Below are 23,039 nucleotides of genomic sequence, written 5' to 3'. Positions count from 1 at the left end.
TAAATATGCCAGTGGAATACAGTCATTTAAACTTCCTATTAAAAATTGACACTAATCAACTAATAGTAAAAAGCTCGCACAGGTTAATACTTCTACATTGCCCCATAAAATCAAACGAGCAAAATTTTGAACTTGTCTACAAATTTCATCATGTTATATTTTCCCTCCTCATATTTTTTAATTTTTGACTTGGGATGTTTGTGATTGCCAGGACTTACAAAATACCTCTCTAAATCTTATTCCTCGGTATACTCCATTTCTGGAGCGGTTTAATTCTTCCGTAACTTGTGCGTGATTTCTAATTGCTTGTAATCCCTACTTAAAAATTTTCTTCTGAACCAATCCTAATAAACTTGAAAAAATTTTTGCCTCTGACTAATGGCAGGTGATTCTAAATTTCAGGATCTGCTGAATGAAAGAGTTGTACCAATTTGAAATTATAGACTGTCCTGCACAGATCCCCGACTTCTCGAAGAAAGCTGAGGATCTTACAAGGCGCAATTTGGTTATTCTATCTAAACACTAACAATTCCTAAAGAGTATTGTGAATCAATCTACCACAGGGGTAGGTGGCTACTTCTTCTGCACTGTCCGCGACAACAGGAACTTTCTCTGTCGCTTGGGTTTTCGCTGCTAAATAATCTGCTTGCAGTTTTTCAAGCATTTGTTGACGTTTGTCATACAGCCGCTTTAAAGAACGAGGTTGACATTGATTAATTACGTATGCAGTTACTAGGGGCAATGCGATCGTGCTATCGGTATAACAAACAATTGTGCTGGGCAATTCATCCGGATCAATTTTCCCCCAGCTGACTGCTTCTGAAGGTGTAGCCCCCGATAAACCGCCAGTATCTGGACGAGCATCAGTAAATTGGACAAAATAATCATGTCCCCGTTCTTCTAGCCCCAATACTTCATGAATTTGTGGTTGAGTTTGGAGCAGAAAGTTTTTGGGGCTGCCACCACCAATAATTACTGCTGCACTCCTACCTTCTGCTTCGCGGGCATGGTAGGCGATCGCTGCGGTTTCATTCACGTCAATGGCTGGATCTAACATTAACTGGGAACCTTCTAGCGCCAGGGCAGCAACGTTCATACCTATGGAGCTATCACCAGGTGAAGATGTGTAAATCGGCACACCATATTCATAAGCAGTTGCCAACAAGCACGAATGCTCAATTCCTAGTTGCTTTTCTACCTCTCGGACATACTTACCTAACAGATAGTGAAATTCAGCAGTTCCCATTCGCTTCTGAAAAGGTTCTGCTTGTAAAATTTTCCGGATAAATGCATCAGTTTCTAATAATACATCGTAGCCAAAAATAATATCATAAATACGGATGGTACTTTCTTGACGAAGCTTGACATCATTCAAAAATGGATTGCCAGCAAAAACTTCAAAACCCAATCCATAGTGCATATCATGGTAAAGATTAGCACCAGTACTAATCATCCAGTCAATAAAACCATTACGAATCAATGGTGCGATCGCCGAAACCCCAAATCCTGCTGGTGTCATTGCGCCAGAAAGGCTAACTCCTACCGTCACGCCTTCTTTGAGTACGTCTTGACTCAGTAGCTGGCATACTTCCCGTAACCGTGCCGAGTTGTAGGCAGTGAAGTAATTATCAATCAAATCAACTACCCCGATTTCTTTGGGTATGGGTGTGGGTATGATTTTCTTGCCCAGCTGTTTTGACATTTTTGATAGTCCTCAAGATGATCGTGAATTACATAATTGCCGATAAGCAACAGATACCCTCGGAGCGCTTTAGCCCACAAGAGCCGCAAACCAAGTTTGCAAGACAAGCACCTTCACGTCAAGAAGAAGGATGTAGAGGATTTTAAGATTGGAGCGAGTGGAAACTGCAAAACAAATAATCATTAATCTCTAAACCCTACACCCTAAACTCAGGACTTCAGGAACACCTGTTAGCAGGTTCCCCACACCCCGTTCTCGCTCACAAAACTGTACTAACTTCTTTCAGATAAACTCTTGTAAACGGTTCATCTTCTCCGAGTGTATATTCTTCTATCAATCCTTGGCGCTGAATGAAAATATTATCTTCTTTTTTAATTACTACAGTTGAGCCATCAATGACATCCCGCACCAGCATCATCTCGGTTTCAGTCGGATTATTCAGAACCACCATATTGCTACCGTAGTAAAACATACCTTCCTCTTCCAAGGTGTCTTGCTCATACTCAGCAATTAGCAAGTCCAACTTGGGATTACGTAGCAAAGTTTGGACGTTGCTATTATAATTCTCATGCAAAAATTTTTTTGACCGATTAATAAAAACTCCATCACGACAAATAGCACCTATTGTCCAGTCTGGATGTAATGACAAAATATGGTCAATAGTTTCTTGAAGTTCGTGAACAGAGATTTGATTAAAGGTAATAACTGGTATCCTGGCATCATTGCCTGTTTCAAAAAAGGTTTCCAAAATGTGGGAAGGTACATCTACGCTTTCACCAACAGCAGGATTAAGATGCATTAAAACGCCAGGAGCCGCATTGATTTCCAAAATCGCAAAGCTGCTTTCTTTCCAGGATTGGGCAAGATTTTCAGCAATCACATCAATTCCCAAGCAAACTAACCGGAAGTGTTGGGCAACGTCTTGCGCTAAGACAATATTGTCAGGGTGAAGAGTACGTGTTGCGTCAATGCTCACACCACCTGCCGAGAGATTAGCAACTTTGCGAAGATAAACCGTACGATCTCTTTCAATCACGCTGTCTAATGACAAACCTTGTTCTTCAAGGTAAAGTTCCATCGCCTCATCACGCTGAATTCTACTCATGGGCGAGGTGGGTGTATCTAAGCGAGCAGGTTTTCGATTTTCCCGTTCGATTAGCTCGTCAATTGTTGAGTATCCATCACCGACAATAGATGCGGGACGGCGTTCGGTAGCCGCCACAAATTTACCATTGACGCATAATAAACGATAATCTTTACCGCGAATACTTTTTTCGACAATAATCCGAATCCGTTCGTTCTCTGGAATTGCCTCAACTGCTCTGTTATAAGCAGATTCTAGTTCATCTTCGTCTTGTACATCGGCAGTAACACCGATTCCCTTATGACCGATGACAGGTTTAACTGCAACAGGATAGCCTATTTTTCTTGCGGCAGCGAAAGCTTCTTTTTCAGAAACAACAATATCACCCTTGGGTACCGGAAAACCCAAAGTTCCCAAAAATGCTTTGCAGTCATCTTTGCGGGTAGTAAAGTCAGAATCTAAATGACTATCGCTATCAAATGTTGTCGCTATACCACGAACTTGTTTTTTCCCATAACCGTACTGCATTAATCCTTCTTCCCACAGATAAAAGGTGGGAATACCTTTTTGGTGAGCAGTTCGCAATAAGGCGTAAATTGTCGGCCCACCATAAACAGACTGTCGGAATCTTCTTTGCAGCACCCGTAACTGTTGTTCATAGACAACATCTTCTTGTTGCGTAATCGCTTCAAACCAATCCCAAACAAAGTAAACTACTGCTCGTGTTGTGGATTCGTGTAGCGATTGCACAGCAATTTTTACATACTTCTGGTTTGGTTTAATGCTCCAGCGATCTAGATGCAAATCCATATCTAGCTTTCCCACTTCCGCTACCGTGCGGGCAAATAGCTGGGCGTAAGACTCATAGGTTTGCTGGCTGAGTTGTGGGTAGCGATCGCTAATAATTGATACATAATCTTCTATGGGCAGAGGTCGCCAATTCTCAGTCAAATTAAAATCAAATACTAATGCTCCTGTATCTAAGTAGGGGTTTGGCCCCATGTAATACTTAAAGTTGAAGATATCAAAGGCATCAGTTTTTCTAGCATTAACCCGGACTGCATCAGTGCTTTTCTGTTGAACCATTAGAATATATACCTTTAACTAAACACCCTGGTATCAGTACGCTGGTTTACGTTTCTCCAAATTCACTGTATGTAAATTTTTGAAAGTGAGTATCCGGCTACAAGTAATTGTTTGCCGTTTACTTGGGCGTTGCATCATTATTTCTCTGTATCAGTTTAATCCTCTCGATAGAAATTTTTAGCTATCTAAAGGTATATTAAATCTGTATAGAATCTTCCTCAACCAATCAGCTTGAATACTGGTACTTAAGTAAAAAAGAACTCAGAAGACAGAATCGATGAATTATTCTGACTCCTAGCTAAAGAGACACTTGACTTACATTTATTGATAAAAATTAAATATCAGTCTTAGAATATATAACTTTTGAATGGTGCAATATGATGCCAAAGTTTATATAAATAAAAATACGCAAAATTTTTAGGAGACAGCAAAGTATGCATATTACCCAGGCTGCTCTCAGAAATGAAGTTCGTCACCTTGCTGAAGAAGCGTTTCATCGTAAACTCATTTCTGGTTATGGAGATGGCCCAGATAAAAACGAGTTTCAAATTGTATTTCAAGGTAAACCCAGACATTTTCCATTAGAAGAAGCACATTCTTTTTTAGTAAATTTGCTTTTCAATAACCAACCTAATTAGAAAAAAATTATTTTTCACTTTGAAATATGATTTAAAAATCACGGTTGAATAAAAATTTATTCCATTTTACTCTCGCTTATTTTGGTTTTAAGGCGAGAGTATTTTTGTGACAAATTAAAGACTCAGGTTCCAGACTTGTAAAGAAGTCGGGAAATATACATAATTTGAGAAAAAAATCTATAGTAAATTAGATATATTTTAATAGCTAGGTCTGTTTACTTGATTTTGAATTATTAAGAATATCAAAAGTAATACTATTAAATATATCATCGGAGTGATGCAGAAACGACAATACTTCTAAGAATATAAGGAATAGACGATCCAGTCATTTAAAAATTAGGAGTATTAATTGTAGTTACGGTTGGTAGAATTTTATAAAGTGTAAATAACTTTATTAAAACAGCCGTAATAAAGACAAAAAAGACAATTATTTGGCTGAAAAATCTAGGGGTATATTGATGTTAGTAGTCAATTAATATTCCTTTATTTTTGACAATGAATGACTACAAAGTCTATAAAGACTTTGATAATTATCATTGAATACCATTTACTTGAATTCTTACCTATCAATAGCAAAGTGCTGATTAGGTAAGTAATTAACCTGGTTTTTCTTTTTAAGTACTGTAAAAATCATCACAATTGGTTTTCAACCAAAGTCGATGTTTTTAATCATTTAAATGCCATGTTTTCTTAATATTAATTCACAATTGGAGGCGCTATGGCAGAGGATGGAAACAAACGGCAGTTAGTAATTATTGGGGGAGCAGAAGACAAAGAAGGAGATTGTCAGATTCTGCGTGAATTTGTGCGACGAGCAGGGGGTACAAAGGCGCGAATTGTAATTATGACAGCAGCAACAGAGCTACCCAGGGATGTGGGAGAAAATTATATTAGAGTTTTCGAGCGCTTGGGAGCAGAGGATGCTCGTATAGTTGATACAGAAACCCGTGACGATGCTTCTTCTTCTACTGCTTTAGAAGCAGTAAGTAAAGCAACTGGAATATTTTTTACTGGTGGTGACCAAGCTCGCATTACTAGTATTCTTAAGGATACTGATCTCGATGCGGCTATTCACAAACGCTTTTCGGAAGGTGCAGTAATCGGAGGCACAAGCGCGGGAGCTGCGGTGATGCCAGACGTGATGATTGTAGAAGGCGATTCTGAAACAAACCCTCGAATTGAAATTGTAGACATGGGCCCAGGTATGGCTTTTCTACCTGGAGTTGTAATTGACCAACATTTTTCACAACGTGGACGCTTAGGACGCCTGATTTCTGCTTTAGCACAGCAGCCTGCCGTTTTGGGATTTGGTATTGATGAAAATACCGCTATGGTGGTAACTGATAACCAGATTGAGGTGATTGGCGAAGGCTCTGTCACTATCGTCGATGAATCAGAGGCAATACATAGCAATGTTGAGGAGATTTTAAGAGATGAAGCTTTGGCAATATGCGGAGCTAGACTTCATATTTTGCCTCATGGATATAAATTTGACTTGAAAACCCGTAAACCGATTCTAAATGGTCAGCAGTCTACGGTAAATGCTTCTGTACCTGCTCAACCAGCAAATGTTTAGAGGGAACTTAATCAGTTAACAGTTATCAGTTATCAGTAAACAGTGAAAGATAACTGATAACTGATACCTAAGCCTTGGTACCCAATCTTGACAGTAGTTGAGCAATTTGCTTATTAATGTTGTCCACGTCAAAACGTTGAGAGGCAACTGTTTGTCCACGGTTGGCGATCGCCGCAGTCTCATGAGAATTATTAAGACAAGCAGTAATTACTTGTGCAAGTTCTTGGGGTTTTCCTGGAGTGGCTAAAAAACCATTAATACCGTGTTCTATTAGTTCCATAGCACCACCTGATGCAGCCGCTACTACAGGTTTGCCACAGAGCATAGCTTCTACAATTACCCTACCAAAAGGTTCTGGCGCTGTAGAAGTATGTGCCACTAAGTCACAAGCTGTCATTAATTGAGGAATATCTGAACGAAATCCTAAAAATTTAACTCGGTTCTCTAGTTTGAGGGTGGTAACTAGTCGGTGTAACTGCTGGACGTAATCTTGTTCCCCAAATAAAGCATCGCCAACTAAAATTGCTGTTACTTGTTCAGGACATTGAGCAAGCGCTTCAAGTAATATATGCTGTCCCTTCCAAGGCGCAAGACGGCTAAAATGTCCTACTACAAATTTCCCATTGAGTTCTAGTTTTTCTCGGATTTGATTAACTGCAAACTTATCAGTTTGATAATTTTTTGGGTTAAAACCGTTATAAACAATTTCGGTGATATCTGCGCGTCCTCCTGCTTCTAAAAAAGCTATTTTACTAGCTTGGGAATTGGCAATGACTAATGATGCAAAACGATTTGCAGCCGTGACAGCAATGCGACGATTAGTTTGACTAAAATGCTCTGATGAAAGAATATCATGTAAATGATAAACCAGAGGACGACGACTTAAAAAACTAGCTATAGCCCCAACAACTAATGCTTTTTGTGTATTAGCATAGATGCAATCATATTTACGAGCTAATTGTGCAACTTTAACAATTAAAGGTAAAAGTTGCCCGATACTTCCTAAACCGGTGATCAGGGAGCTTTCCTTACGAACTTGGATAGCTTGAGTTGTTAAAATCTGAACTGGGATATGATTTTCCTCTAGCAAACTTCTAAACGAACCATCAGCAAATAAACCAACTAGACAAGTATCTTGATAAGGTTTGGCAATGTCTATGAGGCAAAGTTCTGCACCACCTGGTTTACCGCTTTGATCTAAAAAAAGAATTTTCATTTATGTAGGTTGGTAAAAATAAAGTTAACTGGGTGTGTTAGGACGATAGTCCGTAACGCACCATCAAACCTCCCAAAAATGGTGGGTTACGCTTCGCTAACCCACCCTACATTTATTGAATAATTTATTTTTTGGCAATCCTTTAACCTAATTGCTTCTATTCTTGCCTACCTATTTATTGTTTTATGCCTAATCACTTAAAACGGTAGATAGCCATATTTAATACAACCCCGCAATTGCCTACCCCACCATGCTAACTTTATCACGAAATTTTCACAGCAGTCGTAACGGTAATATTACTGCTGTTTTGAGTAAACTTTTTTACAATATTAATTGAGGCATCCCCTCACTTTCAAAATATTTTTTGTGATTCACTTTTACATACAAAAATATTTTTGTTTGGCAGGATAAAATTGATTAGAAATTAATTCTCATTTTTGACTATGTTTAAGTATAAGCAACAACGAATTACTCAGTAATTAAGAAATTCCTATAGGAATCCTAAATCGTTCACAAACAATTTCTGTTTCCTGGCCTCATAAGGTAATTTTCAACTCAAAATGGTGATGCTAACAAAACTTTTCTGACCGATTGAGCTATTTTATGCCAATCAAAATTAGCAACTGCATATTGATAGCAATCTTCTCTTGAAGGCATGGGTACTGTTCTCAATAACACCTGTTTTAATCTTTCTGCAATAGCTGAGGCTTCAGTAGAAGATGTAATTAATTGAGGCGAAAATGGCTCTAAAATTTCTGGCATTCCACCCACAGGAGTACACAAGACAGGAGTACCACATGCCAGGGATTCTACTATCGCCAATCCAAAACCCTCAAAAGACTGACTCGGCATTACAGTTATATCAGCTGCTTGATAAGCTATTGGTAACTGCTCATCGGGTAAAAACCCTAAAAATTTGACATGGTTGTTCAGTCCTAATTCTGTTGCTAGTTCTTGTAGTGATTGTTGCATATGACCGCGACCGGCGATCGCCAACCAGAAATCAGGAATTATTGGCTTAATTTTAGCCAGAGCTTCTAATAATTTATCAATTCCGACTCGGCACACCAAACGACGGGTTGTAAAAATAATCGGACGGTCTTGTGGCCAGTTTAATTTGGCACGGGCATCTTGTCGTGATAAATTCATCTGAAATCGATTGATATCAACACCACCAGGAATGATGTGGATTTTGTGCCAGGGAACTTGATATTTTTGGTGTAATATTTGGCCAAATGCTTTACTAAGGACGATAAAGCGATCGCAGCGATGATAAGTTCTTTTTTCTATCAGCCAATGTTTTAGCAAAACACTTGCTTGTTGATGAACAACCTCTTGCTTGCTCTCGTATGCCCAAGGCCCATGAAAATTATAGGTAATTGGTACTCCTTGGGGCAACAAATTTAAAATCGGAAAGCTATATAATGCAAAATGTAAGTTAATTGCATCTGGCTTGCCCACTCTTGTTTTTTTGAAGTTATTGCGAATAGACCACAGCCGTTGCAAAATAGGAGCATCAGGGGAACCCAGATTAGTTAATTTAATCTGCGAATTTGGTTCAGCTTCTGGTAAACCAACTCCACACACTTCAACGCGATCTTGATTTGCAGCTAATTTCTGAGTTAGTTCATAAACATATCTTTCTAACCCTCCGGGTGTTTTGGGGAACCAACCAGTTCCCACACAAAGAATGTATGCAGAGACTGAAGCATCTTTTTCTTGGTTACTTTTCACCTCTTGTTCTCCAATGATCCACTGCTTGCCTTTATATTTGTTTTTACTGATTTTTACCACCTTTATTAAAAATCGCAAGGCTGAGGTGGTGATTCTCCTGATATTCTCTGATTGTAGATATTCTCAGTAATTAAAACAGTAAAACCATAGATAGATTTTTAGAATAATTTCTATCTAATTACAGACGTTTTTTACTACAATCCTAATGGAATCTATATCTTTTATATACTACAGCTATCAATAGTGAAGTAAATAAAAATCCCGAATTTTGTCTTCAGAATATTTTCTTCGTTATTCTGAATTATAGCAACAGGCGAACCTATTCTCTCTGGATAAAAGTAAAAACTCGAAAAACCAACCATAAATTGTATTTACTTTAAGAATACATATTGTGTCTAATTGAAAATTGCCACGATTATGTCATCCATACTTTAAAACTTAATTATGAAGAGAATGTGATCATCAAAATACTTATATAAATATACTGACAAAATCAAAGATTTCAGTATTGTTTTTTGGAAATAAGATAAATTTGAAATAAAAAATTAGTGTATTTTTTATAAAGTTTGTGTAAACTAACATTTGAACTCCAGAATATTCGATATTTTGTATAAGAATATAATTCAAGATCTGATTATCAATATTGTTAGTAATAAAAAGAATGTAATTTTAGTATATATTTCTTGGGTATAATTAGCAACTAAGAATAGTTAGATAAAAATCAATAAATACTATTGAAAAGTTCTTGAATTCTAGTTGTAATGGCTTTTTATTTACAGATGCTGTCTTGAAAATGGGTATGGGGGTGTAAGGGAGCCAGTGCAATGGACGGGTTTCCCGGCATAAAGGAGCCAGCGCGTTGGGGAGAGAAGCGCCGTGCGGGGGTTCCCCCCGTTGAAGCGACTGGCGTCAAGTGGCGTCACCTGGTGTGTGTAGAAAAAGCCAAATTTCCATGCCCTCGTTGTCTGATCTATCACATAATCATCTATTTGTAATGAACTAGATATGAACAATAAATTGTTACGTTTTCTCACCAAACTTAGCCGGAAGCAACTCAGCAGAATGCAATATATCTTTCGGCAAATCAAGAATTTGTTTTGGATTAGGAATTTTCAATCTCATCAATATTTCAAGTTTTTACTTAGTCTAATTCTTGGAATCACAACTGCAATTGTAGTCGCAATGTACGTAACTGCGGATGTGACACCTAAAAATGTGACTGCAACAACCACGCCTGCAAAGGTGACTGTCGAAGCTACACCGGAAAGCATGACTACTGAAGCTACACCGGAAAGTATAACTGCGGAAGTTTTGGCTGAAAATTTAACCACACAGATTGCAGCTGCCACTAACACTTATAAAACTTCTTGGATTGGTAATTCTTTTAGCGGTGGTAAAAAGTGGGTACAAATTAACGTCCATGATATATATGTTACTCCCGATGGTACTGTCTATACTAATACGACGTGGGATGAAGCAGGAAGAGAAGTTGGAATTTATAAAAATGGAGATGTTATAGGCAAAGCCGATCAAACTCATGGATGGGGAAGAATAGGCGGAGTTGCGATCGCTGTAGATACAAAATATATGTATGTGGCGATGCACCAGTATCCTGAGGGTAAACCAGGAGAAGATTATCCTCCCAAAGGAACGGAGTGGCATTGTATTCGACGCTATAACTTATTGGGAGAGCCAGCGCCTTTTCCGGGTGGGCGTGGCTGGGATAAAAGTATGTTAATCGTCAGTACTGCAAAGAAAGGCGAAGTAACTGGGTTGGCAATTGCAAATGAACTGTTGTACGCAAGCGACAAATTAGCCAATCGAGTCCGCGTTTACAATAAAGCTACGATGAAGGAAATACGCAACTTTACAGTCCCCAATCCTGGCAAGATAGCGATTGATAAAAAAGGAAATTTGTGGATTCTTCAACACAAACTTCAACACAAAAACGACAAAACCCCCGTCAAACTTCTGCACTATTCTCCAACAGGCAAGCAGTTACCTGTTGGAATAGCAGATATCGTTGAACCATCAACGATCGCGATTGATAATCAAGGTAGACTACTAATAGCAGACAACGGGCCACGTCAGCAAATCCTGTTTTATGACATTACGAATCAGCCAAAACAAGTTGGCACTTTTGGTATCAAAGGTGGTATCTATGCAGGTAATCGCGGTGAAATTGGGGATTTGAAACTTTACGGTATTAGCGGAGTCGGTACAGATGCAGCAGGAAATATCTACATTAGTAATGCTGCTTTTGGTTACAATGGCTCAGGTACAGATTTGCGGGCATTTACTCCAGCAGGAAAATTAAAGTGGCAATTACTTGGTTTGCAATTTGTAGATAATGCTGATGCCGATCCTGGTACTGATGCGGTAGATGTATATACCAAAGAAGAACATTTCACGATGGACTACCGTCAAGGTAGCGGTAAAGATTGGCGTTACAAAGGATACACCTTAGATAAATTCCGCTATCCTAACGATCCACGACTACACATGACGCCTTCAGCTGCTTTTGTTCGCCGCCTTCAAGGAAAACGTCTGCTGTATATGTCTGCGGATATGATGGCAGAACGGTTGTTAGTCTATCGTTTTGATGGAGAGATAGCTGTTCCATGCGGCATTTTTTCTAAAATTAGCAGTGATTGGCCAACTAATCAGTCTATTAAAGGTAGTTGGCTATGGCAGGATATGAACGGTGATGGTTCGATGCAGGCTAATGAATATCAAAGCCTGGGTGAAGACGATAGTTCTGTTTGGGGTTGGGAAATTGATAGCAAAGGAGATGTTTGGCAAGCAGCAGAAGCTGGCTACATCAAACACTATCGTTCGCAAGGATTGAATTCTCATGGATGTCCTGTTTATAGCCGTACTGCTGTAGAAAAAATAACTATGCCAGCACCTTTTAAAACCCCAACTAGGATCAAGTATATTCCCGAACAAGATGTGATGTACTTGTCGGGCTATACAGGCGATCGCCCCAACATCGATGGAGATTGGGGATTGGCAGGTACAGAAATAGTCCGCTATGACAACTGGAGCAAAAACAGAAATGTACGCTGGCGAATACCTTTGCCTTATGAACCCAATCGCGATCCAAAATTGCACATGAAAGCGATTGATATAGCTGGAGACAGAGTTTTTGCTGTTAGTAGTAAAACCGCAGAAGTTTTTGTTTACGATGCGAAGACAGGAGCGCCAGTAATACAATTAAAACCCGGCCCCGAAGTTTTTGGCGAAAGTGGCTGGATTGATATACCTTATGGCATCCGCGCTTTTCGTCGCTCCAACGGTGAGTACTTAGTGTTTGTGGAAGAAAATTCCAAAGCGAAGATACTAATGTATCGGATACCAGCATAGGGAACAGGGAACAGAGAACAGGGGATAGGGGATAGGGGATAGGGGAAGGGGATAGGTGATAGATAAGTAAAATATTCCTGTAACCTGTAACCTGTAACCTGTAACCTATATCCTAATCACCATGTCCACATCTACCACTAACAGTAAAGACGCAGCGGCTATTCAAGCAGTACAACAAGGAGTTGCTGTATGCGATCGCTCTAATTGGGGACGTATTCAAGTTTCTGATGGCGATCGCCTCCGCTTTTTACACAACCAAAGCACTAATGATTTTCAAACACTAAAACCAAATCAAGGTTGCGATACAGTTTTTGTGACATCTACCGCCCGCACAATTGACTTGGTAACAGCCTATGTGATGGAAGATGCTGTGCTACTGTTGGTTTCGCCTAATCGGCGTGATTTTTTGATGCAATGGCTAGATCGTTACATTTTCTTCGCTGACAAAGTACAGCTAACCGATGTTACTGATGAAACCGCTACTTTTAGCTTACTGGGGCCGAAAAGTGATGAAATTGTAGAAAAGCTGGGTGCTGGAGCTATTATCGGTCAAACTTATGGAAATCACTTAAGTTTTGATGGGATACGTATAGCTGTTGGTAGTGGCTTGGCTTCTTTTGGGTATACTTTGATTTTGCCAGTTGCTTTAAAAGAAACAGTTTGGAACAAAATTGTAGAATTGGGTGCAGTACCGATGAGCGATCGCGCTTGGGAAATATTGCGAATAATTCAAGGACGCCCTGCGCCAGAACACGAACTAACAGATGATTATAATCCGTTGGAAGCGGGTTTATGGCAGACAATTTCGTTTAATAAAGGTTGCTACATCGGACAAGAAACTATCGCGCGTTTAAATACTTATAAAGGTGTAAAACAACATCTTTGGGGTATACACTTAAATACTGGTGTTGAACTAGGAACATTAATTACAGTTGGAGATGAAAAAGTAGGTAAGCTGACTAGTATTACGGAAACTGCGGAAGGTTATCGTGGTTTAGGATACATTCGCAGTAAAGCAGGTGGTGCAGGTTTGCAAGTGCAAGTTGGAGAAGTTACGGGTGAAATAGTAGAAATTCCCTTCGTTTCTCATGAGTATCCAGAATGATGGGGATTGGGAAGAAGACAAGGGGACACGGTGACACGGAGAAAGATTTTCCCCTTGTCTCCCCCCCGTCCTCTTCAAGTGTCCCTAATTTCCTAAAATGGGATAAAAATAGCTTCTTCTCTATCCCATCCCACACCCTGACAAAAGTCATCTATCCAAGCAGCAAGATTAAAAATTTTCTTAATAGAAAATGAGTTAACATGATCCTGAAATTCTTTCAGTGGCATTTTCACAAGCTTGTCTCTACTTTCCACCTCCCTGGCAATGATTGGAGATGGTAAGAGTTCAGATTCACTCTCTATCTCGTTAGCAACGGTGACTGATGGCAAGGCTGTGCTGTTGCTTTCCTCAAAGTAGCTGGCAAGTACCATCGATGATACAGCTTCAGTGTGATTTTCCCTCCTGCGAATTAACGTCAGTAATGGTGCAGGCTTGCTGTTGTTTTCAGCTTTGGCGATCGCTTTTAATGAAGGCAGAGGATATAGTTTGCGATCGCCTAAATTTCTATGGTTATACTTTTGGGGAAGTATCCTAACCACAGGAGCATTATCAGCATCTTGGTGTTCATCTGCATTTTCTTCCTCAATTAAATGCAAATGCTCTTCCGGATTAAAATTGAGATTTAAAGCTGCAACAATGCGATCAGGATTCCTATTTAACTCCAACAAAAAAGGCAGAACTTCATCCAACTGCGGTTCCAAAATCGCCAGAGTCGCCAAAATAAAACTAGAACAAGGACGACGCTGACCATCATAAGTTCCCCAGATACGCATTTTTATCAACCAGGGACGATTTTTATAATAGTACTTTACCCATTTTATTTTTAAAGATTCACGTAACTGTTCAATATTCATGGGATGTCTCGATTCAGTCAACAAAAGTGCAGACTTCTATCAGCTATTAATAAACCTTATCCCTGGGAATGAAACCGATAATAAAGCATCTTTGTCACTTTTTGATTGCCTAACAAATGCTGTTCAACTACCAAAGGCACTTCATCTGGACGGACACCACTGTACCAGATCATATCTGGCAACACCAGCACCATAGGCCCATTACCACATTGTCCTAAACAGCTGCTACCCATTACCGTTACCTCAGGGATGGACATAGCCTCAAAAGCTGCTAATACTTTAGCAGCACCTTGTTTGCGGCAGGTGCGATTTTGGCAGATACGTACACATCGATTAGAAATGGGAGGAGTTGCGGGAGAGTTTGATGGTTGAGTACTAGTCATTTGTCAAAAAGCAAGAGTAGATGTCAATACTAAAGACGCGATTAATCGCGTCTGTGCAAAAGTCAAAAGTCTAGATTTCCTTGCTATTGACCAAAAACTAATGATCAATGACTAATGACTATTCTGGCAATAACCCTTTTGATTGTAGCCATTCACGATTAAATATGCGTGACTGGTAACGGGAACCACTATCACACAAAATAGTAACAATAGTATGTCCTGGCCCCATTTGCTTGGCAAGGGCAACAGCCGCAGCAACATTAATACCAGTAGAACCACCCATAAATAAGCCATCTTTCCGCAACAGTTGGTAAACTACCTGTATCGCTTCCTTGTCATCAATCTGAATAGCATCATCTGCTGGTGCGCCTTCCATGTTCGCAGTGATACGGCTATTGCCGATGCCTTCAGTAATTGAATTGCCTTCTATTTGGATGTCGCCAGTTTTGATATAGCTGTAAAGACCGCTACCCATTGGATCGGCAACCACGCATTTAATCTCTGGATTTTTTTCTTTCAAGAACATAGACACACCCGCATATGTGCCACCAGTTCCGGTTGATGCAACCCAAGCGTCTACTGTACCATCAGTTTGCTTCCAAATTTCGGGGCCTGTAGTTTCGTAGTGAGCGTGACGGTTGGCTAAATTATCAAACTGATTTGCCCAAATAGCGTTTTCCATCTCAGCGGCAATTCTGCCAGATAGCTTAACGTAGTTATTAGGATCTTTGTAAGGCACAGCAGGAACTGGACGGACTTCTGCACCTAATGCCCTTAAAGCATCCATCTTTTCTTGCGACTGGGTATTAGGAATAATAATCAAGCATTTATAGCCTTTGGCATTGCAGATATGAGCTAGTCCAATACCAGTATTTCCCGCAGTTCCTTCTACTACTGTACCACCGGGTTTGATTAAGCCTTTTTTTTCCGCATCTTCAATGATATAAAGTGCAGCACGGTCTTTAACAGAACCTCCTGGATTGAGAAATTCTGCCTTAGCAAGAATTTCGCAGCCAGTCTCTTCACTGAAACTATTTAAGCGAACCAGGGGTGTGTTGCCAACGGTGCCTACAAAGCCTTTCTTAATATCCATTTTGAATTAACCTATGTTTTACTATAAAAATTCTTACTTATAGTGGCACTGAGATTGAAGGTTGATATTTTCACTAGGCGATCGCATTTCCACTAAAAAATCGAGACAAATAGGTCAAATCTTTGCTGCTGTTGCAATGAGAAAGCATTCTACCTTTCAAGTTTAATATATCTGATCCCCCTATTCCCTGTTTCCTTGCCTCAACCCGTAACTTTAATTTTGCCTAACCACTTATACCAATTTTGGATACTTCGATAAGCTCAGTACAAGTTTTGGATTTTAGATTTTGGATGAAAACCATTGATTAATAGGCTACTGCTGAATTTTGAAACAAGACGCCACGTGCAAATTTAGTATTATTAGTGGTTACAGTCCACTTAAGTGGACTTGGGCTATAAGCCAAGAAATAAATTTCTTGGCGGGCTAGGGTACTAATTGAGAATAGCGAGCCAGTAAGATCTTGAGTATGCTACCCGTCGAGCGCTTCTCAAAATCTAGTTCATACCACGTTACGTCAATTACGATACAAATGAATTTTGCCCAGACGCGATATATCGCGTCTAGACACGGTTTGTACTCATATCATATTTTTTATAAAATAGTATTATTATTGTGAATATACTTAAATACATTGTTTCAAAATTATATTACGCGGATACGATGATTGCACTGATGCCAGGATAGACATTTGTAATTTAATTTACATATAAAGGCAGTGTTTAAGTAGGTGGACATAATTAAAAAATGTCAATTTCTAGACAGCAGGCGGAACAATCTTTTAGCTTCTGCCTCTTTGAAGTTTGGAGCGCTGTGCAACGGCGCTCCAACTTCTCTGTGCCTACTGCCCTCTGCCTTCTATTATTTCATTGTCTTAGATGGGATGAACTAAGGTGGAATCTGGAGAAGATAAATATAAACACCTCGAACGTATAGAGCATCAACTGCGACAAAAAGATACAGAACAGCGACTTCAGGAATTAGAAGCAGAAATTCATGCTAAAGATACAAATATCTATAAACCTATTAAGGATAAACCTGAAGCTTCAGGAAAACTTAGACAGAGGAAGGTAATTCTAGGGCTTAAGTTATTTGCATTTGCAGCTGTAACAATAGCAGCGGTGAAAATAGCGTCAGTTTTGGCAGGAGTAATCATCGTAGGCACGATTGGTTTTGTTGCCTATAAACTCTTTTTTGCTGAGAAAAAATAATAATTTTTGAAAAAACGCAACTAACATGAATTATCAAGCAAAAACAGATATTTTTATCAATGACTTAGAACGAGTTGTTAAAGTTAGACAAGATGTCGCGATCGCACTAGAAGAAATTGCAGAAACGATTGATAAAGCAGAATTAGTTGGAGAGGCTGCTTCGGGGAAATTAAGTTTAGAGCGTGATATTGAAGATATTAAGGTAGTCAGCAAAAATCTCCGTCAAGGCGTTTTTCGTCTACTAGTTTTAGGAGATATGAAACGGGGTAAAAGTACATTTCTCAATGCTTTAATCGGTGAAAAAATATTACCTAGTGATGTTAATCCTTGTACGGCAGTATTAACAGTTTTACGCTACGGTGCTGAGAAAAAAGTTACAGTACATTTTAATGATGGCAAAAGTCCGCAAAATTTAGATTTTGATGAATTTAAACATAAATATACAATTGATCCAGCAGAGGCGAAGAAACTAGAGCAACACAATAAGCAGGCATTTCCTGATGTCAGTCATGCTGTAGTTGAGTATCCTTTACCATTGCTGGAAAAAGGAATTGAAATTGTCGATAGTCCGGGGTTAAATGATACAGAGGCGCGTAACGAATTATCCTTGGGTTATATCAATAATTGTCACGCAATTCTATTTGTGCTGAGAGCCTCTCAACCTTGCACTTTGGGTGAGCGGCGCTATCTGGAAAATTATATTAGAGGTAGGGGGTTGTCGATTTTCTTCTTAATCAATGCTTGGGATCAGGTACGCGAAGCCTTAATCGATCCGGATGATGAAGAAGAGCTAAAAGAAGCTGAGGAAAGATTACGGCAAGTTTTTCGAGCGAATGTGGCTGAATACTGTGTTGTAGACGGACAAGACATTTACGATGAGCGCGTGTTTGAAATCTCTTCTATTCAAGCATTACGGCGACGATTGAAAGATACTCAAGCTTCCTTAGAGGGAACTGGCTTTCCTGAATTTATGAAAGCACTCAATACCTTTCTTACCAGAGAAAGAGCGATCGCCGAACTGCGACAAGTGCGAACACTAGCAAGACAAGCGTGCGATCGTACTCGTGAAGCAATTCAAAGAAGAGTGCCATTACTTGAACAAGATGTTAACCAATTGCGAGAACGTATTAATTCTGTAGAGCCAGAATTTACCAAACTTAGAGGTATCCAGGAGCAATTCCAGCAAGAAATCAGAAACACTAGAGATACTCAAGCAAAAGCGATCGCTGACTCATTCAAAACTTATATTTTAAACTTGGGCAATACCTTTGAAACTGATTTTCTCCGCTATCAACCAGAATTAAATTTATTTGATTTTCTCAGCAGTGGTAAACGAGAAGTATTTAACGCCGCCCTGCAAAAAGCTTTTGAACAATATATCGCTGATAAATTAGGTACTTGGACTTTAACTGCTGAAAAAGAAATTAGTGCAGCATTTCTCCAACTATCAAGAAGTGCTGCACAATATGGTGCTTCTTACAGTCAAGTAACAGACCGCATTACAGAAAAACTAACAGGAGAAAAAATCAAAGTCAATCCCGCTACTACTGAAGAAGATAACTCTCCAGGGTGGGCAAAATGGGCAATGGGATTGTTATCATTCACAGGAGGAAATTTGGCTGGTTTTGCAATGGCTGGGATAGGATTCGATTGGAAGAATATTCTATTAAATTACTTCACTGTAATTGGTATTGGTGGGATAATTACAGCAGTTACAGGTATTTTTCTGGGGCCAATTGGATTTGCTCTACTAGGTTTAGGTGTAGGATTTTTACAAGCAGATCAAGCACGAAAAGAGTTAGTAAAAAGGGCAAAAAAAGAGTTAGTACAATATTTACCTCAAGTAGCAAACGAGCAATGGCATACTGTATATAATGCAGTTAAAGAATGCTTTGACTCTTACGAAAGAGAAGTTAGCAGAAGAATTCACGAAGATATTAATACCCGTAAATCTGAATTAAATAATTTGCTCCAGCAAAAAGAAACTCGCGAGATTAATCGCGATACTGAATTAAAGCGATTGGAAATTCTTGAAGAAGATGTTGTAACAAAATTACAAAAAGTCGAATCTGCATATAGTAATTTATTAGCTTACTACAGCTCATGAAGGTAAAAAGGAGAGAAGATAATTATAATCATTACTCTGCGTTCCTTTGCGTCTACTCCGCGTCACTTTGCGTTTAAATAATAAAATTACAACTTTACGCAAAGCCCTATAAATAATTCTCAGATTCAATCTGAGAAAAAATAAAAATAAGAAATATGCAGCAGGATAATCAAAATTACAAGCAGCTTGCAGATACTCTTAAATCTGCATCTGCATTACTTAATATAGATTCAAAATCAGCGCTGTACAGAGACATTATTACCATCTGTAATTATCTCACTAATCCCTGCTTTCGGATTGCAGTATTTGGCCCCTTTAATCATGGCAAGTCAACTCTACTTAACGCCATGTTGGGAAATCGCGCTTTACCTATTGATTTAATTCCTACTACAGGCGCAGCTATTACTGTTAAGTATGGTACTGATTTACGCACGCGAATTACTTTAATAGATAACACAGAAATTTACCGCAGTGGCACAGAAATTTTAAAGCAATTTGCAATTTTAGACGGCGACAGGCGAATGCGAAGTGATGTTGCTTCTGTAGAAGTTTTCTGTCCCCACCCTTTTTTAGATAGGGGTGTAGAATTTCTCGATTTACCTGGAACTAATGATAGAGAAGAACAAGATAATTTAGTCAGAGAACAACTGTTAGGTGCTGACTTAGTATTACAGTTGCTAGATGCACGTAAATTAATGACTTTGGCGGAAAGAGAAAATTTACGAGATTGGCTTTTGGATCGTGGTATTAAAACGGTTATTTTTGTTGTTAATTTCTTGAATTTACTTGAACCAGAAGAGCAAAAAGAAGTTCAAAATCGTCTGCGGTTTGTTGCTGAAAGTTTTAGAGCAGGCTTACCACCAGGTTTTAGTAACTTATATCGTGTAGATGCCTTACCTGCTCTAAGAGCTAGACTCAAAGGTGATGTGGCAGCAGCGAATACTAGCGGTTTAGTGGCTTTTGAAACAGCCTTGCAAAATATTGTCGAAATTCTCCAACAAAATCGTCAAGATTTGCGTTTGCCGAGAGTGCAAGCGATCGCATCCCAAATTCAAACATCATTACAAGCAAAAATTGCTCCTTTGCAAAGTGAAATTAAAGCATTTGTAGAAAAGAATAATGCCAAAAATGAAATTAAGCAACGTGCTGAAGAGCTAATCAAACAAGGATTTAACAATAGTGTTGTCAAGTTGCGCGATTGGTTGAATATCACAAATTTACGAGATAAATATCAAGCTGATGCTGCCGTTGCCTTGGCAACAAATAATTTTAAAAATTGGGAGATAAATACTTTTAAAAAAGATTTTCTAGAATTAAAATCTGCTATTTTAAAATGGTTAGAACAAGCATATACTTTTTTCCAAGAAGAAAGACCAAAAGATTTATTAATTCCCTTTCCCAAAAAGCCACAAGTTAACTTACCCCCCAAACCAAGTGATTCTGACGATTTAAGCGATCCTGGTTCTATCGCTGTTGGTGGTGGTATTGGCTGGTTATTAGGTGGCCCGGTTGGAGCTGCTGTTGTCGGAAGTATTGCTTATTTAGTCAACAAGAATTTACAAAAAGAAGATGAAAAAACTACTCAAGATTCGTATCATCAACAAGTAGCAAAAATTTGTGTAAATGCTATTGATGATTATTTAAAAATTTTTAGTAATCAGGGATTATCAATCTTAGCTGATTATGAGAAAAAAGCTGAACAAATAATTAGATTTACAGTGAGTAATGAACCACTAGAAGTTACTAAAAAACGTGAAGATTTACAACAGTGGCAGAGTATCTTCAATCAATTAAACCGAGAATTAAAAAAAACTTTAGGAATTTCTATTCCTCATGAATTTGAAGTAGAAACAGAGATACCAAAATCCAGAGAAAGGCAGTCTGTATATAGTTTTTCAGGGACAGGGGTGAAAGAGGATACGGGGACACAAGGGCATGGAGATAAGGCAACACAAGACACAGAAAAAGATAACAAGCAGACAGGGGTAAGAACAGATAAAAATGATTTCTCCGCGTCTCAACCTCCCCGCGTCTCCGCCTCTTCACCTCCTCCCCCTGCTCCTAAAGCCGAAGATTTAGAGGCAAAATTTCGTGCTTGGGAACTTGATGAAGAAATAGCGCAAATGAAAGCACAAATGCGTTCACCTGGGTTTCAAACTGGTAAGCAGCAAAATACGAATCAAAGCCAGCAAGCACCTAATCAAGCTAAAACCCAGGCAGAAAAAGACAAAATTGCTCGCGCGTACACTATCTTAGGATTGCAATCGGGTGCTTCATTAGCTGAGATTAAGCAAGCTTATAAAAATTTGGTGAAAAAATGGCATCCAGATTTATTTATGGATAAACCTCAACTACTAAAACAAGCACAAGAAAAAATGCGACTAATTAACGAAGCTTACACAATACTAAATAAATCAATATAAATAGATAAAAAATATATATAAAATATAGATCCCCGACTTTTCTTAAAGGTCGGGGCTCTTACAAAGCGAAAGATAAACATTACTATAAAATTGCGATCGCATATTTAAAAACATTCACTAAACTACCAAATCTTACTCATATTAAGAACAAAACCAGGCAAAACTGGATCGCCGCTGACACTATCAGGATTCTCTAAACATTCCTCTGACATTCCCGGACGATAAATATAAACTTGGCAATTTTTCCGATCAATCAACCATCCTAACTGGATTCCTGGTTCCCTCATGTATTCGTCCATTTTTTCTTGTAAAGGCTTGAGGTTGTCAGTAGGCGATCGCAGTTCTATCACAAAATCTGGACAGATGGGGGCAAATTTTTCCTGCTGTTCTCGTGAAAGAGCATTCCAGCGTTCTAATTTAATCCAGGAAGCATCAGGAGAACGTTCTGCACCCGTTGATAGTGTAAATCCCGTGCTGGAGTCAAAACAGATACCTGTACCATCTTGTTCTGCCCAAATATATAACTGCCCACCTAAGTTAAAATTACGATTGCCTGTTTCTGAACCAGTGGGTGGCATAATTGATATTTCTCCATATTTATTCCTCTCAATGCGCAAGTCGCGGTTAATCTGACAGAACTCAAAAAATTCTTCGTCTGTCATTTGCATTGATGGCGGAATTCGCAAAACAATAGGAGACGAAAGCATAATATTCACACGACTGCTTTTCTTTCTATTCTTACCTACAGATGCGAAAAGGTGGGCAATGCCCACCCTACTGCTTGGCGTGAAATATTTTCAAGTTTTATTTGTTGGGTTGAGGAGTCATCCGCAAGTAAGGCTTGACTTCCTGATAACCTTTGGGGAACTTCTCCTTCAAAACTTCTGGATCTTTGAGTGAAGGAACAATTACGCAATCATCACCATCTTTCCAGTCTGCTGGTGTTGCAACGCTGTAGTTATCAGTTAGTTGCAGCGAATCGATTACGCGCAAAATTTCATCAAAGTTGCGTCCAGTGCTGGGAGGATAAGTTAAGGTAAGACGCAGTTTCTTGTTGGGATCGATAACAAACACAGTCCGCACTGTGACACTAGCGTTGGCATTGGGGTGAATCATGTCGTAAAGATCCGAAACCTTACGATCCGGATCTGCCAAAATAGGGTAGTTAAGTTTGGTACTCTGGGTTTCTTCGATATCGCCAACCCATCCTGTATGGGATTCAACGTCATCAACGCTGAGGGCAATTACTTTCACATTACGCTTCTCAAATTCTGGTTTGAGTTTGGCAACGGTGCCTAATTCAGTGGTGCAAACTGGGGTGTAGTCTGCGGGGTGGGAGAACAGCACTACCCAGCTGTCACCTGCCCAATCGTAAAAATTGATATCGCCATCTGTGGAGGCTTGAGTAAAATTCGGTACTGTATCACCGAGATGGAGAGCCATGTTACTTCCCTGTAAATAAGT

16 protein-coding genes are annotated in these 23,039 nt (G+C 39.2%); 7 read left to right on the top strand and 9 right to left on the bottom strand.

Annotated elements, in window-relative coordinates; genetic code table 11:
* Nucleotides 1-532 precede the first annotated feature (532 nt).
* Nucleotides 533-1,702, bottom strand: a complete 1,170-nt coding sequence (locus U2718_RS00185) for a homospermidine biosynthesis protein (RefSeq protein WP_341999142.1) — start codon at nucleotides 1,700-1,702, stop codon at nucleotides 533-535.
* A gap of 259 nt (nucleotides 1,703-1,961) precedes the next feature.
* Nucleotides 1,962-3,872 (bottom strand): acetate--CoA ligase family protein, encoded by a 1,911-nt coding sequence (locus U2718_RS00180; protein WP_341999140.1) that lies wholly within the window; start codon nucleotides 3,870-3,872, stop codon nucleotides 1,962-1,964.
* Nucleotides 3,873-4,306: 434 nt separating this feature from the next.
* Here U2718_RS00180 and U2718_RS00175 point away from each other — a divergent pair, with 434 nt between their 5' ends.
* Together U2718_RS00175 and U2718_RS00170 are read left to right on the top strand one after the other, a co-directional pair.
* On the top strand, nucleotides 4,307-4,510 hold the full coding sequence (locus U2718_RS00175; RefSeq protein WP_289787665.1) for a hypothetical protein: 204 nt from the start codon (nucleotides 4,307-4,309) through the stop codon (nucleotides 4,508-4,510).
* A gap of 718 nt (nucleotides 4,511-5,228) precedes the next feature.
* Entirely contained in the window at nucleotides 5,229-6,086 is an 858-nt protein-coding gene (locus U2718_RS00170; RefSeq protein ID WP_341999136.1) for a cyanophycinase, read from the top strand.
* A 67-nt stretch (nucleotides 6,087-6,153) separates the two neighbouring features.
* Here the strand turns inward: U2718_RS00170 and U2718_RS00165 are convergent, their stop codons facing one another.
* Nucleotides 6,154-7,302 (bottom strand): glycosyltransferase family 4 protein, encoded by a 1,149-nt coding sequence (locus U2718_RS00165; RefSeq protein WP_341999134.1) that lies wholly within the window; start codon nucleotides 7,300-7,302, stop codon nucleotides 6,154-6,156.
* A gap of 555 nt (nucleotides 7,303-7,857) precedes the next feature.
* Nucleotides 7,858-9,036: a glycosyltransferase family 4 protein gene (locus U2718_RS00160; protein ID WP_341999819.1), complete on the bottom strand. Its 1,179-nt coding sequence runs from the start codon at nucleotides 9,034-9,036 to the stop codon at nucleotides 7,858-7,860.
* Nucleotides 9,037-10,041: 1,005 nt separating this feature from the next.
* On the opposite strand from U2718_RS00160, the gene U2718_RS00155 reads away from it, so the two are divergent.
* Together U2718_RS00155 and U2718_RS00150 are read left to right on the top strand one after the other, a co-directional pair.
* The gene (locus U2718_RS00155; RefSeq protein ID WP_341999132.1) at nucleotides 10,042-12,402 is read left to right on the top strand and encodes a hypothetical protein; all 2,361 of its coding nucleotides are present in this window, start codon (nucleotides 10,042-10,044) and stop codon (nucleotides 12,400-12,402) included.
* 121 nt (nucleotides 12,403-12,523) lie between these two features.
* Nucleotides 12,524-13,507, top strand: a complete 984-nt coding sequence (locus tag U2718_RS00150; RefSeq protein WP_341999130.1) for a folate-binding protein — start codon at nucleotides 12,524-12,526, stop codon at nucleotides 13,505-13,507.
* 92 nt (nucleotides 13,508-13,599) lie between these two features.
* Here U2718_RS00150 and U2718_RS00145 read toward each other — a convergent pair whose 3' ends face one another.
* The 3 genes from U2718_RS00145 to U2718_RS00135 form a co-directional block, all read right to left on the bottom strand.
* Nucleotides 13,600-14,361 (bottom strand): DUF5331 domain-containing protein, encoded by a 762-nt coding sequence (locus U2718_RS00145; protein ID WP_341999128.1) that lies wholly within the window; start codon nucleotides 14,359-14,361, stop codon nucleotides 13,600-13,602.
* Nucleotides 14,362-14,417: 56 nt separating this feature from the next.
* Nucleotides 14,418-14,744: a (2Fe-2S) ferredoxin domain-containing protein gene (locus tag U2718_RS00140; RefSeq protein ID WP_341999126.1), complete on the bottom strand. Its 327-nt coding sequence runs from the start codon at nucleotides 14,742-14,744 to the stop codon at nucleotides 14,418-14,420.
* A 118-nt stretch (nucleotides 14,745-14,862) separates the two neighbouring features.
* Nucleotides 14,863-15,837, bottom strand: a complete 975-nt coding sequence (locus U2718_RS00135; protein WP_341999124.1) for a cysteine synthase A — start codon at nucleotides 15,835-15,837, stop codon at nucleotides 14,863-14,865.
* 890 nt (nucleotides 15,838-16,727) lie between these two features.
* Between U2718_RS00135 and U2718_RS00130 the strand changes: the two genes are divergently transcribed.
* From U2718_RS00130 to U2718_RS00120, 3 genes are all read left to right on the top strand, one after another.
* Entirely contained in the window at nucleotides 16,728-17,045 is a 318-nt protein-coding gene (locus U2718_RS00130; protein WP_341999122.1) for a DUF3040 domain-containing protein, read from the top strand.
* Between the two features lie 25 nt (nucleotides 17,046-17,070).
* A complete protein-coding gene (locus tag U2718_RS00125; protein ID WP_341999120.1) occupies nucleotides 17,071-19,152 on the top strand; it encodes a dynamin family protein in 2,082 nt (693 codons plus the stop codon).
* Between the two features lie 155 nt (nucleotides 19,153-19,307).
* Nucleotides 19,308-21,575, top strand: a complete 2,268-nt coding sequence (locus tag U2718_RS00120) for a dynamin family protein (protein ID WP_341999118.1) — start codon at nucleotides 19,308-19,310, stop codon at nucleotides 21,573-21,575.
* A gap of 122 nt (nucleotides 21,576-21,697) precedes the next feature.
* Here the strand turns inward: U2718_RS00120 and U2718_RS00115 are convergent, their stop codons facing one another.
* Nucleotides 21,698-22,282 (bottom strand): Uma2 family endonuclease, encoded by a 585-nt coding sequence (locus U2718_RS00115; RefSeq protein WP_341999116.1) that lies wholly within the window; start codon nucleotides 22,280-22,282, stop codon nucleotides 21,698-21,700.
* Nucleotides 22,283-22,379: 97 nt separating this feature from the next.
* Nucleotides 22,380-23,018 (bottom strand): peroxiredoxin, encoded by a 639-nt coding sequence (locus U2718_RS00110; protein ID WP_341999114.1) that lies wholly within the window; start codon nucleotides 23,016-23,018, stop codon nucleotides 22,380-22,382.
* Nucleotides 23,019-23,039: the final 21 nt, after the last annotated feature.

The organism is Chlorogloeopsis sp. ULAP02 (genome assembly GCF_038404745.2).
In the GTDB taxonomy this organism is placed as follows: domain Bacteria; phylum Cyanobacteriota; class Cyanobacteriia; order Cyanobacteriales; family Nostocaceae; genus Chlorogloeopsis.
This window is presented reverse-complemented; position numbering and strand designations above follow the sequence as displayed.

What these genes read in the sequence shown, in the direction of transcription:
- U2718_RS00110 (WP_341999114.1), bottom strand. Translation starts at nt 23,018, where the DNA reads ATGGCTCTCCATCTCGGTGATACAGTACCGAATTTTACTCAAGCCTCC.
- U2718_RS00135 (WP_341999124.1), bottom strand. Translation starts at nt 15,837, where the DNA reads ATGGATATTAAGAAAGGCTTTGTAGGCACCGTTGGCAACACACCCCTG.
- U2718_RS00150 (WP_341999130.1), top strand. Translation starts at nt 12,524, where the DNA reads ATGTCCACATCTACCACTAACAGTAAAGACGCAGCGGCTATTCAAGCA.
- U2718_RS00140 (WP_341999126.1), bottom strand. Translation starts at nt 14,744, where the DNA reads ATGACTAGTACTCAACCATCAAACTCTCCCGCAACTCCTCCCATTTCT.
- U2718_RS00115 (WP_341999116.1), bottom strand. Translation starts at nt 22,282, where the DNA reads ATGCTTTCGTCTCCTATTGTTTTGCGAATTCCGCCATCAATGCAAATG.
- U2718_RS00125 (WP_341999120.1), top strand. Translation starts at nt 17,071, where the DNA reads ATGAATTATCAAGCAAAAACAGATATTTTTATCAATGACTTAGAACGA.
- U2718_RS00155 (WP_341999132.1), top strand. Translation starts at nt 10,042, where the DNA reads ATGAACAATAAATTGTTACGTTTTCTCACCAAACTTAGCCGGAAGCAA.
- U2718_RS00165 (WP_341999134.1), bottom strand. Translation starts at nt 7,302, where the DNA reads ATGAAAATTCTTTTTTTAGATCAAAGCGGTAAACCAGGTGGTGCAGAA.
- U2718_RS00145 (WP_341999128.1), bottom strand. Translation starts at nt 14,361, where the DNA reads ATGAATATTGAACAGTTACGTGAATCTTTAAAAATAAAATGGGTAAAG.
- U2718_RS00185 (WP_341999142.1), bottom strand. Translation starts at nt 1,702, where the DNA reads ATGTCAAAACAGCTGGGCAAGAAAATCATACCCACACCCATACCCAAA.
- U2718_RS00180 (WP_341999140.1), bottom strand. Translation starts at nt 3,872, where the DNA reads ATGGTTCAACAGAAAAGCACTGATGCAGTCCGGGTTAATGCTAGAAAA.
- U2718_RS00170 (WP_341999136.1), top strand. Translation starts at nt 5,229, where the DNA reads ATGGCAGAGGATGGAAACAAACGGCAGTTAGTAATTATTGGGGGAGCA.
- U2718_RS00175 (WP_289787665.1), top strand. Translation starts at nt 4,307, where the DNA reads ATGCATATTACCCAGGCTGCTCTCAGAAATGAAGTTCGTCACCTTGCT.
- U2718_RS00120 (WP_341999118.1), top strand. Translation starts at nt 19,308, where the DNA reads ATGCAGCAGGATAATCAAAATTACAAGCAGCTTGCAGATACTCTTAAA.